General features: G+C 61.0%; 12 protein-coding genes. 3 read left to right on the plus strand and 9 right to left on the minus strand.

The window, feature by feature from the left end:
• Nucleotides 1–78: 78 nt before the first annotated feature.
• From ACF6ZU_RS25675 to ACF6ZU_RS25700, 6 genes are all read right to left on the minus strand, one after another.
• Complete coding sequence (locus ACF6ZU_RS25675; RefSeq protein ID WP_392888186.1) at nucleotides 79–1,032, minus strand: D-2-hydroxyacid dehydrogenase family protein; 954 nt, start codon at nucleotides 1,030–1,032, stop codon at nucleotides 79–81.
• A gap of 13 nt (nucleotides 1,033–1,045) precedes the next feature.
• Nucleotides 1,046–2,068, minus strand: coding sequence for an alpha/beta fold hydrolase (locus ACF6ZU_RS25680; protein WP_392888188.1), 1,023 nt, complete (start codon nucleotides 2,066–2,068; stop codon nucleotides 1,046–1,048).
• Nucleotides 2,069–2,153: 85 nt separating this feature from the next.
• Nucleotides 2,154–2,588, minus strand: coding sequence for a YqaA family protein (locus tag ACF6ZU_RS25685; protein WP_392888190.1), 435 nt, complete (start codon nucleotides 2,586–2,588; stop codon nucleotides 2,154–2,156).
• Nucleotides 2,588–3,034, minus strand: coding sequence for a DUF411 domain-containing protein (locus tag ACF6ZU_RS25690; RefSeq protein ID WP_392888191.1), 447 nt, complete (start codon nucleotides 3,032–3,034; stop codon nucleotides 2,588–2,590). Before ACF6ZU_RS25690 ends, ACF6ZU_RS25685 begins: the two co-directional genes overlap by 1 nt.
• Before the next feature lie 1,048 nt (nucleotides 3,035–4,082).
• Nucleotides 4,083–6,074 carry a methyl-accepting chemotaxis protein gene (locus tag ACF6ZU_RS25695; protein WP_392888193.1) on the minus strand — a complete coding sequence of 664 codons (1,992 nt, stop codon included), beginning with the start codon at nucleotides 6,072–6,074 and terminating at the stop codon, nucleotides 4,083–4,085.
• Nucleotides 6,075–6,252: 178 nt separating this feature from the next.
• Entirely contained in the window at nucleotides 6,253–7,248 is a 996-nt protein-coding gene (locus ACF6ZU_RS25700; RefSeq protein ID WP_392888195.1) for an aldo/keto reductase, read from the minus strand.
• 117 nt (nucleotides 7,249–7,365) lie between these two features.
• On the opposite strand from ACF6ZU_RS25700, the gene ACF6ZU_RS25705 reads away from it, so the two are divergent.
• On the plus strand, nucleotides 7,366–8,289 hold the full coding sequence (locus ACF6ZU_RS25705) for a LysR family transcriptional regulator (RefSeq protein WP_392888196.1): 924 nt from the start codon (nucleotides 7,366–7,368) through the stop codon (nucleotides 8,287–8,289).
• A gap of 7 nt (nucleotides 8,290–8,296) precedes the next feature.
• Here the strand turns inward: ACF6ZU_RS25705 and ACF6ZU_RS25710 are convergent, their stop codons facing one another.
• Nucleotides 8,297–8,437, minus strand: a complete 141-nt coding sequence (locus tag ACF6ZU_RS25710; protein ID WP_392888198.1) for a hypothetical protein — start codon at nucleotides 8,435–8,437, stop codon at nucleotides 8,297–8,299.
• 181 nt (nucleotides 8,438–8,618) lie between these two features.
• Here ACF6ZU_RS25710 and ACF6ZU_RS25715 point away from each other — a divergent pair, with 181 nt between their 5' ends.
• The gene (locus ACF6ZU_RS25715; protein WP_008024801.1) at nucleotides 8,619–8,807 is read left to right on the plus strand and encodes a hypothetical protein; all 189 of its coding nucleotides are present in this window, start codon (nucleotides 8,619–8,621) and stop codon (nucleotides 8,805–8,807) included.
• Between the two features lie 19 nt (nucleotides 8,808–8,826).
• Here the strand turns inward: ACF6ZU_RS25715 and ACF6ZU_RS25720 are convergent, their stop codons facing one another.
• Nucleotides 8,827–9,198, minus strand: coding sequence for a fe2+ zn2+ uptake regulation protein (locus ACF6ZU_RS25720; protein WP_392888201.1), 372 nt, complete (start codon nucleotides 9,196–9,198; stop codon nucleotides 8,827–8,829).
• A gap of 312 nt (nucleotides 9,199–9,510) precedes the next feature.
• On the opposite strand from ACF6ZU_RS25720, the gene ACF6ZU_RS25725 reads away from it, so the two are divergent.
• Nucleotides 9,511–11,856 carry an acylase gene (locus ACF6ZU_RS25725; protein ID WP_392888203.1) on the plus strand — a complete coding sequence of 782 codons (2,346 nt, stop codon included), beginning with the start codon at nucleotides 9,511–9,513 and terminating at the stop codon, nucleotides 11,854–11,856.
• A gap of 55 nt (nucleotides 11,857–11,911) precedes the next feature.
• Here ACF6ZU_RS25725 and ACF6ZU_RS25730 read toward each other — a convergent pair whose 3' ends face one another.
• A complete protein-coding gene (locus ACF6ZU_RS25730) occupies nucleotides 11,912–12,913 on the minus strand; it encodes a FecR family protein (protein WP_392888205.1) in 1,002 nt (333 codons plus the stop codon).
• Nucleotides 12,914–12,941: the final 28 nt, after the last annotated feature.

Raw genomic sequence — 12,941 nt, forward strand, 5'->3', positions numbered from 1 at the left:
GTTGATAAAGAAAACACGCGTTATCGTTATCCATCATCGTCGGAACGCCGCCCGGAGCAAGCTCGCTCCTACATAAGATCAGCCAAGCAACCGAATCGGCGAGCCAGCAGACCAAGCCTTAATATCCTCGATCATCTGCGAGAAAAACTGGTGGTAATTCTGCTGGCTGACATACCCCACATGCGGCGTCGCCAGCACATTCTCCAGCGTCCTGAACGAGTGATTCGCCGGCAGCGGCTCTTCTGCAAAAACATCCAGCGCCGCACCGGCCAGTCGTTGTTTCTGCAGCGCCTTGATCAGCGCCGCTTCATCGACAATCGGCCCGCGCGCGGTGTTGACCAGCAGCGCCGTCGGTTTCATCCAGTCCAGCGCCTCGGCGTCGACCAGTCCGCGGCTGCGGTCGCTGAGCACCAGGTGCACCGACAGCACGTCGGCCTGTTCGAACAGTTCCTGCTTGCTGACATAGGTCACGCCAACTTCAGCAGCACGTTCGGCCGTGAGGTTTTCGCTCCAGGCGATGACGCGCATGCCGAACACTTGGCCGAACTGGGCGACACGCTGGCCGATGCTGCCCAGGCCCAGGATCGCCAGGGTCTTGCCATGCAGGTCGCCACCCAGTCCTTGCTGCCATTTCCCGGCACGCAGGGCGTTGGCTTCCACGACCAGGTTGCGCGTGGCGGCCATGATCAGTGCCCAGGTCAGTTCCGGCGCGGCGTGTTTGTAACTGTCGGTGCCGCTGACTTGAATGCCCAGTGCCGCGGCCGCTTTCAAGTCCAGCGCCGCGTTGCGCATACCGCCGGTGACCAGCAGTTTCAGCTTCGGCAGGCGCCGCAGAAGATCCTCGTCGAAGCGGGTGCGTTCGCGCATCACGCAGATCACTTCAAAGTCAGCCAGACGTTCTGCCAACGTGTCGTTGTCGGCCGGGTAGTCGTGGATGAAATTCACTTGGCCAATGGCGTCCAGCGTCGACCAGTCCAGCACCTTGCGCGCGACATCCTGCCAGTCATCGATTACCGCGATCTGCACAGCCATCAGCCTTACCTCATCAACGAACAGGGTTGGTTTTGTTCAGCCAGGCGAGCAAGGCCTGGTGGAATTGTTCCGGCTCTTCCATCTGCGGCGCATGGCCCATGCCGGGGAATTCGACCAGTGTCGACTGGGGAATCAGTTTGGCCACTTGCTTGCCGAGTACCTCGTAGTGGCCGATTTTCGCCTTGACCTCCGGCGGCGCGATGTCGCTGCCGATGGCCGTGGTGTCGGAGGTGCCGATCAGCAACAGGGTCGGCATTTTCAGGTTCTTGAACTCGTAGTACACCGGCTGGGTGAAGATCATGTCGTAGATCAGCGCCGAGTTCCACGCCACTTGCGTATGCCCCGGTCCTTTGTTCAGGCCGGCGAGCATGTCCACCCAACGATCGAACTCGGGTTTCCAGCGGCCGCCGTAGTAGGTGTTGCGCTCGTAGGTGCGGATGCCGTCGGCGGTCAGTTTCAGCTCGCGTTCATACCATTGATCCACGGTGCGATACGGCACGCCGAGAGCTTTCCAGTCTTCCAGGCCGATCGGGTTGACCAGCGCCAGTTGTTCGACCTGATCGGGGAACTGCAGCGCATAACGGGTGGCGAGCATGCCACCGGTGGAATGTCCGAGCAGGGTGGCTTTCTGGATGCCGAGGGCTTTGAGCAGTTGCTGGGTGTTGGTCGCCAGTTGCTGGAAGCTGTACTGGTAATTGTCGGGTTTGCTGGAGGTGCAGAAACCGATCTGGTCCGGGGCAATCACTCGGTAACCGGCGTCGCTCAAGGCTTTGATCGAGCTGTCCCAGGTGGCGCCGCAGAAATTCTTGCCATGCATGAGTACGATGCTGCGCCCGTTGGCCTTGCCGTGGGCGGCGACGTCCATGTAACCCATTTGCAGGGATTTGCCCTGGGACTGGAAGGCGAAATGCTTGACCGTGTACGGGTATTCGAAACCTTGCAGCTCCGCCCCGTATTCCGGGCCTTCGGCAGCGAGGACAGGCAGTGCGGCGGTCAGCAACAGGCTGGGTAGCCAGCGGGAACGGGCGAGGGACATGGGTTAACTCCACGGGAAATCGGCCGATGCTGGATCGGTATGATTAGGGCGACATTAAACACAGGCAATCTCGATGAATGATCGTTCAACTCATCCAGCCTGTTGTCGCGAGGGCCAATACGCCATAACGCGCGCCTTTGGCCAGGGTCACGATCAGCAGGAAGCGCCCGAGCGGCTCGCGCATTACCCCGGCCACCAGCGTCAGTGGATCACCGATGATGGGCACCCAGCTCAGCAACAGCGACCAATGGCCGTAGCGCTGATAGTGAACCCGGGCTTTCTCCAGATGCCGGGGGCTGACCGGAAACCAGCGGCGATCACGGAAACGCTCGATGCCGCGCCCCAGCCACCAGTTCAGCAACGAGCCGAGGACATTGCCCAGGGTCGCGACCGCCAGCAGCGACCAGAGCCAGTACTGTTCGCTGAGCAACAGCCCCACCAGCAGCGCTTCGGACTGCAAGGGCAGCAGGGTCGCTGCACCGAATGCAGCGAAAAACAGCCCGATGTACGCCCCGAACATCAATGGGCCGGGTAGTCCGCCACCACCACATCCGTGCCGTCCTTTTTCAGGCCGATCACTTGATAGGCATCGCTCATGCCGTCCATTTCCATGCCCGGCGAGCCCATGGGCATGCCGGGGGCGGCGACACCCAGCAGATCGTCGCGCTTGCTCAGGGCCAGCACCTGATCGGCCGGCACATGGCCTTCGACGAATTTGCCGTTGATCAAGCCGGTGTGGCAGGAGGCGAGGCGGGGAGGCACGCCGTGTTGTTGCTTGAAGGTGCTCATGTCGGTTTCGACGTGGTCTTCGACCTTGAAGCCGTTGGCTTCCAGGTGGCTGATCCATTTTTTGCAGCAGCCGCAGTTGGCGTCGCGGTGGACTTCGATCGGGATCAGATCGGCGGCCTGGGCCAGGGAAGAAATGAACAGGGCGCTCAGGGCGACCAGACGCAGGTGGGTTCGCATGGAGGGATCTCGGTTCGGGTGGTGGTCAAAAAAGAGGCATTTTGACTACTTTAGCCGGGAAAGAGCGGTGAGATTGTTTCGAAGTAATGCTGGGTGCGGGGAGGTCAACCTGGGGGGCTTGGGCTTTGTGTGCATATCCGTTTCTGCGATCACGGCGGCTAATGGTTTCGCCCTTACGGCGAGTTACTTGGAAGAGCGCCAAGTAACCAAGCGCTTTTGCCCCTTTCGTTCGGTGCCTCGCCATGGCTCGGCATGCCCTCGCTCCGGTCCTGCTCCGTGGGCCCGCCGCCATCGGCCATCCATGGCCGGCGGCGGCTAACCCGGCATCCATGCCGGGTTGCCCACTGCGCAGAACCTCCACTCGGCCTCTCGAGGGGGCGACCACCGCCACAGCCGCCGAGGCGGCCTTAAAGCCGACCTGGCTCTCCATTTGTCCGCGTTAACCCATTCCGGATATCTACACCTCCCCTTGTAGGAGCCGGCTTGCTGGCGATGGACGTCAACGATAACGCTAGCTGTCTGAATCAACGCGATGTGTTGGCGTTTTTCGCGAGCAGGCTCGCTCCTGCACCGGGATTGGGTTCAGAGGGTCAAAACTGTAGGAGCCAGCTTGCTGGCGGTGGACGTCAACGATGACACGGGATGTCTGAATGAACGCGGTGCCTGGGCGTTTTTCGCCAGCAAGCTGGCTCCTACAGGGAATCGCGTACGCTTTTGATTTTCACCACTCATCAGGCCGAGCGTTAGCTCGCCTTGGCTTTTGATCTTGCGGTGCACGCCCCCTCGAGAGGCCGAGTGGAGGTTCTGCGCAGTGGGCACCGCGGCAAGGATGCCGCGGTAGCCGCCCCCGGCCATGGATGGCCGATGGCGGCGGGCCCACGGAGCAGGACCGGAGCGAGGGTATGCCGAGCCATGGCGAGGCACCGAACGAAAGGGGCAAGAGCGCTTGGTTACTTGCCGCTTTTGCAAGTGACTCGCCGTAAGGGCGAAACCGCCAGCCGCCGTTACCGCAGGAATGGATATGTACACCTCCCACAGACCGTGGCAATCAACGAACCTTGAACCGCCCCATGATCGCACTCACCCGCGAGTTGGCCTCCAGCAACTGCCGGGTATTCAACTCACTGGCCTGACCGCTTTTCACCAGCTCGTCCACCATATGACGGATCTGCACCATGCTGCGGTTGATCTCCTCGGTCACTGCACTTTGCTGCTCGGCGGCCGTGGCGATCTGGGTGCTGAGGCTGTTGATGTGGCTGACGGAACCGGCCATTTCATCCAGCCCGGTATTAACCCGCGCCGTGGCGTCGGCGGCCGACTGGCAGCTGGCCTGGGTGTTTTCCATGGCGCTGACCGACGAACTCACGCCTTGGGTCAGGCGGCTGAGCATCTCGTTGATTTCCGAGGTGCTGGCCTGGGTGCGGGCGGCTAGGGCGCGGACTTCGTCGGCCACCACCGCAAAACCGCGACCCTGCTCACCGGCACGGGCGGCTTCGATGGCGGCATTGAGTGCCAGCAGGTTGGTTTGCCCGGCAATGGCGCCGATCACCCCGAGAATCTCGGTGATGCGTTGGGCGTCCTGCTGCATGCTTTCGACTTTGTGGGTGGCACTCGCCACCTCGTCGATCAGCGCGACCACACTGCTGGAAGCTTCGCCCACGACCACCCGCGAACGGTCGGCGTTTTCATTGGCGCGTTTGGTGAAGGCAGCGGTTTCGGCAGCATTCTGCGCCACACTTTCGGCGGTCGAACTCATCTCGGTGATCGCGGTAACGGTCTGATCGGTTTCCGAGGCGTGGCGCACCAGAATCTGGCTGGTGTGCGCCGACGTGCGTTGCAGGTTGTCGAGACTGGACGCCATGGCGCCGGTGGCCTGGGTGACTTCGCCGATCATGTTTTGAAGGTACACGATGAAGGCGTTGACCGAGTGGCCGATGGCACCCAGTTCATCTTCGGCGCGGATGGTGATGCGTTTGGTCAGGTCGGCGTCGCCGGCGGACAGCGCGTCAATGTTGGCCTTCAAGGTCTTCATGCGCTGGATCAACTGGCGGATCGCGTAGATCTGCAGCAACACCAGCAGGATCACCATCGGGATTTGCAACAGGCTCAAGGTACTGAGCACGTCGTCACGCTGGGCGGTGATCAATTTGGTCGGCAGCGAAGTGGCGAGGAACCACGGCGTACCCTCGATCGGGCGCATGAAAAAGGTGCTGGCCTCGCCGTTGTTGTCGAATTCGACGCGTTGCAACTGATCACGACTCTGCAGGCCGGCTTTCACCTGACTGGCGAAGGGCGAGTTGCCCGCCAGTTCACTGATGTTCTTCAGCACGATCGGCCCGCTGATGCGCGAACTGTTGCTGATGATCTTGCCGTCGGCTTCGACGATCAGCATTTCGGCGCCGAGGTCTTTCTCCTTGCGTGCCACCAGGTCGTTGAAAAAGCCCAAGGTCACGTCGATGGTGGAGACGCCGTATGCCGCGCCGTTTTTCTGAATGGCCATGGCGCAATTGGTGCGCGGCTCGGCGCTGGCGTCATCTTTATAAGCGGCTGCCCAGGCGCATTGCCCGCGCGGGGTTTGCATCCCACCCTTGTACCAGGTCTGGTCGTAATAATTGGGCGCGGCGTCGCTGTTCCAGAACGTGTTGACTGCCAGCTTGCCCGAGGCATCGCGGTGCCAGAAGGTGCTGAATTTGTTGCGTCCGGCTTCACGCTGGCCGGGCAGGGGCCAGATGCCGCCGCCGAAGACTTTCAGCTCGCCGTACTGATCGACCAGGCCCGGCAGGACGGTGTCGATGGCGGCGCTGTCGAGCAGGGGAATGGTCTGGGTGATGCTGCGCTGCTGTGCTTGAACCTTGTTCAGCTCGCCCTGGATTTGCTCGGCGACTTCGGCAATGCGGTTGAGGGCCACTTGTTCTTCCGTGTGGCGCAGTTTCGGCGCAACCAGCTGGCTGATGCCGACTACGGTGAGCGCGAACAACAACAGGATAAACAGGACCAGAAACAGCGTGTAGCGAGTCTGAATGGTGCGGAATGGGGGCATGGAGCCGGGTCCTTTTTAGCAGCGATCTTATTGTGGGTGTCGGTATGAAATTCGGCGCTTCGAAGGGCTATCGGCTGACCCGGATCGGGCTTTAGGTACGATCGTGCAAGAACGGGCGGGGTGACGGGTGGCGCGGTTGTCCTGGCCCGTTCGAATAATCGGACGGGCCAGGCACACATCAACGATCGAGCAACTTCATGACTTCTTCCGGGTACCGTAAACCGGCGGTGGCATTCGCTGGAAATATCGCTTCCAGCGCTTGCAACTCTCCGCCGCTCAGTTTGACGTCCAATGCCGCCACGTTCTCTTCCAGGTACTTGCGCTGCTTGGTGCCAGGGATCGGGATCAGGTAATCACCCTGCGCCAGCACCCAGGCCAGCGCGAGTTGTCCTGCCGTTACGCCTTTTTCCGCCGCCAGACGCTCGACTTGCTGCACCAATAACAGGTTCTTTGCGAAGTTCTCGCCTTGAAACCGTGGGCTGAAGCGACGGTAATCGTCTGCGGCGAAATCGTCCGGGCTTTTCAGTGCGCCGGTCAGAAAACCCCGACCCAACGGGCTGTACGGAACAAAGGCAATGCCCAGTCGCTGGCACGCAGCCAGGCAACCGTTTTCTTCCTGATCACGGCTCCACAACGAATATTCGCTTTGCAGCGCGCTGATCGGATGGACCTTGTGCGCTCGTTCCAGCGTCGCCGCCGAAGCTTCACTCAGTCCCAGGTAACGCACCTTGCCGGCCTTCACCAGCTCGGCCATGGCGCCGACCGTTTCTTCGATGGCCACTTGTGGGTCGATACGGTGCTGGTAGTACAAGTCCAGGGTCTCGACACCGAGGCGCTTGAGGGTGCCGTCGATGGCGGCGCGAATGTACTCCGGCCGGCCATTGACCCCGCGCGCGGTCGGATTCGCCGGATCGCGGACGATGCCGAACTTGCTCGCCAGGAACACCTGGTCGCGTTTGCCGGCGATGGCCTTGCCGATCAGTTCTTCGTTGGTGTGCGGGCCGTACATGTCGGCGGTGTCGAGCAGGTCGATGCCCAGTTCCAGCGCCCGGTGCAGGGTGGCGGTGGCTTCGCGGGTGTCGACCCCGGTGGTGTAGAAATCGGTCATGCCCATGCAGCCCAGGCCGATAGCGCTGACCTGCGGACCGTTCTTGCCCAGTTGACGTGTTTGCATGAAATCAGCTCCCTGTGAATTGAGCGTTCATTGTTCGCCTCGACAGAAACGAGATAAACCGGCTAAAACTGCTATCACTGTTCACAATTTCTAAATAATCAGTCGGTGCGAAAAGCAATGGACCGTTTCAACGCCATGCGCGTGTTCACCCGAATCGTCGAGCTGGGCGGCTTTGCCAAAGCGGCGGACAGCCTGCAAATCCCCCGGGCGTCGGTGACCATTCTGATCAAGCAACTGGAAGCCCATCTGGGGGTGCAATTGCTGCAACGCACCACCCGCCAGATCAGCCTGACTCTCGATGGCGCCGCGTATTACCCGCGTTGCGTGCGCTTGCTCGCGGACCTTGAGGAAACCGAAGCGGTGTTTTCCGCCGCGCGGCACAACCCCAAAGGCTTGTTGCGCGTGGACATGCCCGGCGGGGTCGGGCGCCTGGTCGTGATTCCGGCATTGCCGCAGTTCACCGCCCGTTATCCCTTGATCGAACTGGAGATCGGCTTGAATGACCGGCCCGTCGACCTGATTCGCGAGGGTGTGGATTGCGTGCTGCGCGGTGGTGCTTCGCTGGATGATTCGCTGGTGGCGCGGCCATTGGTCATGCTCGACCAGGTCACCTGCGTCAGCCCCGGTTATCTGCAACGCCACGGCACGCCGCAGGGGCTGGCGGACCTGTCGGGGCATCAAATGGTCGAGTACGTCGCCAGCAACGGTAAACGCTACGGGCTGGAGTTTGTCGTCGATGGCCAGGTGCGAACGGTCGATCTGCCCAAGCATGTGTCGGTCAACAGCGCCGATGGTTATCTGGCAGCCTGCGAAGCCGGGTATGGGTTGGTGCAGGCGCCTTACTATCACGTGGCGCGGCGTTTGAAGGAGGGGAGTCTGGTCGAGGTGCTGAGGGAAATGCCGCCACCGGTCATGCCGTTGACGGCGCTCTATCCTCCTCACCGTCAGTTGTCGCGACGGGTGCGGGTGTTCGTCGACTGGATGGTTGAGCTGTGTTCACAACCGGGCAATGATTTTTTCAGGGATCAGTCAGGCCGCTGAAAACGCCTTAGCGATGTTGGTAGTAACCCGGTCCGCCACGGCCTTCGTAATGGTGGTCGCCGTGCCAGCCGCCGTGGGGGAAAATAATGCAGCCGCTCAGGGACAGAAGGGCGAGCAGGGGAATCAGCATTGTGATTCGACGTAACATTTGAAAATCCTCATGGTTAACGCCGTGAAGCTAAAACTCTTCATCGGCTGTAACATGAGACCCCGATCGCAGCGTCCCATCCCCGGAAAACGGTAGGGGCTTGGCATGCATCCGGATACAAGGCGGATACAATTTTCTGCTGCAGGCTTACGTTCCAGCTTTTTGTTTGAGGAAAAGGGCAATGACCCAGTCGCAACGTTTGAAATACTCGATCCTGATCTCCCTGGTGGTGCTGGGGATCATGTTTGGCCTTTCGTATTTGCAGAATGCCGGGGTCATCAGCGAAAAGCTGTTCCAGTACATCGCCATTGGCGTGGCGGTGATCGTGGTGGTGATCAATGGCGTGATGCGCCGCAAGGTCAAACCCTGAACGACGCCCGCGGGCAGGCTTATTCGCCGTGCAAAACGGCGGCAGCCTGCGGGTGCAGGCTGTAGCTCTTGTCCGGGTTCAGTACGATCACGCCTTCGCTGCACAACCGTTTCAACACTTCGCGCACACTGAGGAAGGACAGGGGAATATCCAGGTCCAGCAGCTGACTGTGCACGCCGCGCACGCCCAGGCTGCGGTCGTTTTCAGCGGCGGTCAGCAGCGCGTCGATGACTTTCAGGCGAATCAGGCTGGTGCGCAGGCCGAAGCTCTTGAGCAGAATTCTGATGCGGTCGTTGGCGTGACGTTCGGACCGTTGGCTGAACAGCCCCGAGTTTAGAGAAGTGCCCATTGGTGCAGTGCTACCGTCCGTTGGCAGTTGCGAGTTGTACATGCAAAAACTCCTTATTCAGAGCCTGAACCGGGAAGATGTGTTGGGTGCTCTTAATCTATAAGACGTATGAGCCACGCAAATCATGAAGCCCCGAATGTAGAAATTTTGTCGCCGTCACGTCACAAACCCGTCAATCCCCCGCAAAAACGGCCTCCAGCCCGCTAAATTTTTTTGGTGAAATTCGTTCCTGTAGGAGCGAGCTTGCTCGCGAAGAACCGGAGAGCGGCGCATTCATCCAGACAGTACGCGTCATCGTTGACGTTCTTCGCGAGCAAGCTCGCTCCTACCGTTTTATTCGACTCTGGAGCGAGCGTGATTATTACCAGGCAATTAACCCGATTGAGCCTTGCCGCCGTGTTGGTGGGCTTGAGTCTTGCGGCCAACGCGCTTAGCCAACCCGACCCGGCGACGGCCGATATCCGCCGCACCAGCTTCGGCGTGCCGCACATTCGGGCCGACAACGAGCGGGGCCTCGGCTACGGCATCGGCTACGCCTACGCTCAGGACAATCTGTGCCTGCTGGCGAACGAAATCACCACGGTGAACGGCGAACGTTCACGGTATTTCGGTCCGGAACAGTTCACGGTCGAAGAGCGGGAAAACCAGGTCAGCGACGTGTTTTTCAACTGGTTGAACACGCCGCAGTCCGTCTCGGCGTTCTGGCAGGCGCAGCCCCCGGAAGTCCGCGACCTCATTGACGGTTACGTGGCGGGTTACAACCGTTCGCTGGCGGAACGTCGCGCGCAAGGTTTGCCACAGCAATGCCAGGGCGAATGGGTGCGGGACATTACCGCGCAGGATCTGGTCAAGCTGACCCGGCGCCTACTGGTCGAAGGTGGCGTTGGGCAGTTTGCCGAAGCGCTGGCCGGCGCCACGCCACCCCAAGCCGCTGCTACCAACGCAGGCGCCACGGCGGCGTTCCAGGTGGCGGATACGCGTCGGCAACGCTTCGCCCTTGATCGCGGCAGCAACGCGGTCGCCGTGGGCAGCGAGCGCTCATTCAACGGGCGAGGCATGTTGCTGGCGAACCCGCATTTTCCGTGGGTCGGCGGGATGCGTTTCTACCAGATGCACCTGACCATTCCCGGCAAACTGGACGTGATGGGCGCCGCGCTGCCCGGCCTGCCGGTGATCAACATCGGTTTCAACCAGCACCTGGCCTGGACCCACACCGTGGACTCGTCCAAGCATTTCACCCTCTATCGCCTGCAACTCGATCCGAAGGATCCGACCCGCTACCTGCTCGACGGCCAGTCATTGCCGATGAAGCAGCAGACCGTCACCGTGAACGTGAAACAGCCTGACGGCCAGACCCGGGCGGTTTCCCATGTGGTCTACAGTTCGCAATTCGGCCCGATCGTGCAGTGGCCCGGCAAGCTGGACTGGGACAACCAGTTCGCCTACAGCCTTCGCGACGCCAACCTGGAAAACGACCGGGTGCTGCAGCAGTGGTACGCGATGAACCACGCGGTCAGCCTCAAGGAACTGCAGGCCTCGGTCCACAAGATCCAGGGCATCCCGTGGGTCAACACACTGGCGGCGGACGATCAGGGGCAGACGCTTTACATGAACCTGTCGGTGGTGCCGAACGTCACGACCGACAAACTGGCCCAATGCAGCGATCCGCGGATCGGACTGGAACTGATCGTGCTCGACGGTTCCAACAGCGCCTGTGCCTGGGACATCGACCCGGCGGCGGCGCAGAAGGGCATCTATGCCTCGGACAACCTGCCGCAATTGTTGCGCAAGGACTTCGTGCAGCACTCCAACGATTCGGCGTGGATGGCCAACCCGGCGCAGCCGCTGACCGGATTTTCGCCGCTGATCAGCCAGGAAGGCCAGCCGCTGGGCCTGCGTTCACGCTTTGCCCTGGATCGCCTGGGCACGTTGAACAAGGCCGGGCCGATTGCGGCGGCGGATCTGCAACGGATGGTGATGGACGACCAGGTGTATCAGGCGGCGCAAGTCATGCCGGACCTGCTGCAATTCTGCGCGCAAGACCTGGGCAGCGATGCGCCGACGCTCACGCCGCTCTGTGCGAGTCTGAAAGCATGGGATCGCAGCGCCAATCTGGACAGCGGTCTGGGCTTCGTGCATTTCCAGAATCTCATGGCGTCGTTGCAGGAAGCGCCGGATGTCTGGCGGGTCGCGTTCGATCCGAAAGACCCGCAGCACACCCCGCGCGGTCTGGCGGTTGATCGTCCGGAGGTGGCCAAGGCTTTGCGCGAGGCGATGCTGGCGTCGGTGGAGCAGGTCAACACATCTGGCCTCAAGACCGACAGTCGCTGGGGCGATATCCAGGTGGTCAGCAGTGGCGGGCAGCAGACACCGATTCACGGCGGGCCAGGCACGCTGGGCGTCTACAACGCGATTCAGAGCGTGCCGAGAAGCGATGGCAAGCGTGAAGTGGTCAGTGGCACCAGCTACCTGCAAATAGTCACCTTCGATGACAAGGGGCCGCAAGCCAAAGGGCTGCTGGCGTTCTCCTTGTCCAGCGACCCGACGTCGAAACATGCCAATGACCAGACCTTGGCGTTTTCGCAGAAACAGCTGAGCGTGTTGCCGTTCACCGAGCAGCAGATCACTGCCGATCCGCAATATCAGGTGCAGACGATCCGCGAGCAGGATGCCAAGGCAGGGAAGGTGGCCAAGCAGTAAAAGAAGTGTGTTTGAGCGATAAAGGAAGGCCGCACCCCGCAAGGGCTGCGGCCTTTCAGCTTTTTGGCGGTTGGCGCGGAATGGAGTTGAGGACCGGGTTGCCTTCCTTGTTGCGGGTCAGGTAAACCGGCAGCACGCGCGGCAGTGTGCCCACGAGATTGTTGAGTTCCTTGATGTTGTAGATCCCGCCGAGGCGGATCGCGCCGGTGCTGTTGTCGGCGACCATCACCGGCTTTTCCAGGTAGCGATTGATCAGGGGCAGGGCTTCGGACAGCGCCAGGTCATCGAGCACCAGTTTGCCGTGGCGCCACGCGAGCGAGTTGTCATTGGCGTAGGTCTGGCTGATCTGCGGCGTGAAGTCACCGTGCTTGTAGCGCGCCTGCATCGATGGCTCAAGGCGCAAGCCGTCACCTGGCAAATCTTCGTTGCTGCTGACCAGTACCGAGCCCTCGATCAGGTTCACGCGCACCTGGTCTTCGTACATCCAGACGTTGAACTTGGTCCCGGTGACCCGGATCCTGCCGTCCGCGGCCTTGACGATGAACGGGTGAGTGGCGTCGTGGCTGACACTGAAGAAGGCTTCACCCTTGTCGAGGGTGACCCGGCGCTGGTCCTTGTAATTGCTGAAGGTCAGCTCGGTGCCGAGGTTAAGTTCGACCTGACTGCCATCGCTCAGGGTGACCTGGCGAGTGGCATTGCTCGATTCGAAATGCTGATACGAATTGGGCAGCCAGCCCAGGTTCCAGCCGCTGTAGGCGGCCAGTGGCAACGCTAACGCGCACACTGCGGCGGCGATGCCGAAGCTGCGCCACGGCGTGGCAGGTTTGGCGCGAGCGATGGGTACGACATTCTCAAGGCGCGGCAGATCTTCGGCAACGTCCCAGATCTCCAGCATGGCTTCGTACTCGAACGCATGCAGCGGATCAGCGTTCAACCACTGCTCGAACGCCTGGCGCTCCTGCGCGGTGCAGTCGGTGGCGTGCAAACGCATGCACCAGTGCGCAGCGGCATCGGTGATGGCATCGTAGTCGGCTTGGGAAAGAGGGCTGTCGGTCATTGACTCATCCTGATTTCCCGCATTCTAA

The organism is Pseudomonas migulae, assembly GCF_043225285.1.
Classification (GTDB): Bacteria; Pseudomonadota; Gammaproteobacteria; order Pseudomonadales; family Pseudomonadaceae; genus Aquipseudomonas; species Aquipseudomonas migulae_C.

Excerpts from the sequence above, each read along its gene's own strand:
- ACF6ZU_RS25680 (WP_392888188.1), bottom strand. The coding sequence starts at position 2,068 with ATGTCCCTCGCCCGTTCCCGCTGGCTACCCAGCCTGTTGCTGACCGCC.
- ACF6ZU_RS25730 (WP_392888205.1), bottom strand. The coding sequence starts at position 12,913 with ATGACCGACAGCCCTCTTTCCCAAGCCGACTACGATGCCATCACCGAT.
- ACF6ZU_RS25705 (WP_392888196.1), top strand. The coding sequence starts at position 7,366 with ATGGACCGTTTCAACGCCATGCGCGTGTTCACCCGAATCGTCGAGCTG.
- ACF6ZU_RS25690 (WP_392888191.1), bottom strand. The coding sequence starts at position 3,034 with ATGCGAACCCACCTGCGTCTGGTCGCCCTGAGCGCCCTGTTCATTTCT.
- ACF6ZU_RS25695 (WP_392888193.1), bottom strand. The coding sequence starts at position 6,074 with ATGCCCCCATTCCGCACCATTCAGACTCGCTACACGCTGTTTCTGGTC.
- ACF6ZU_RS25700 (WP_392888195.1), bottom strand. The coding sequence starts at position 7,248 with ATGCAAACACGTCAACTGGGCAAGAACGGTCCGCAGGTCAGCGCTATC.
- ACF6ZU_RS25710 (WP_392888198.1), bottom strand. The coding sequence starts at position 8,437 with ATGTTACGTCGAATCACAATGCTGATTCCCCTGCTCGCCCTTCTGTCC.
- ACF6ZU_RS25685 (WP_392888190.1), bottom strand. The coding sequence starts at position 2,588 with ATGTTCGGGGCGTACATCGGGCTGTTTTTCGCTGCATTCGGTGCAGCG.
- ACF6ZU_RS25715 (WP_008024801.1), top strand. The coding sequence starts at position 8,619 with ATGACCCAGTCGCAACGTTTGAAATACTCGATCCTGATCTCCCTGGTG.
- ACF6ZU_RS25675 (WP_392888186.1), bottom strand. The coding sequence starts at position 1,032 with ATGGCTGTGCAGATCGCGGTAATCGATGACTGGCAGGATGTCGCGCGC.
- ACF6ZU_RS25720 (WP_392888201.1), bottom strand. The coding sequence starts at position 9,198 with ATGTACAACTCGCAACTGCCAACGGACGGTAGCACTGCACCAATGGGC.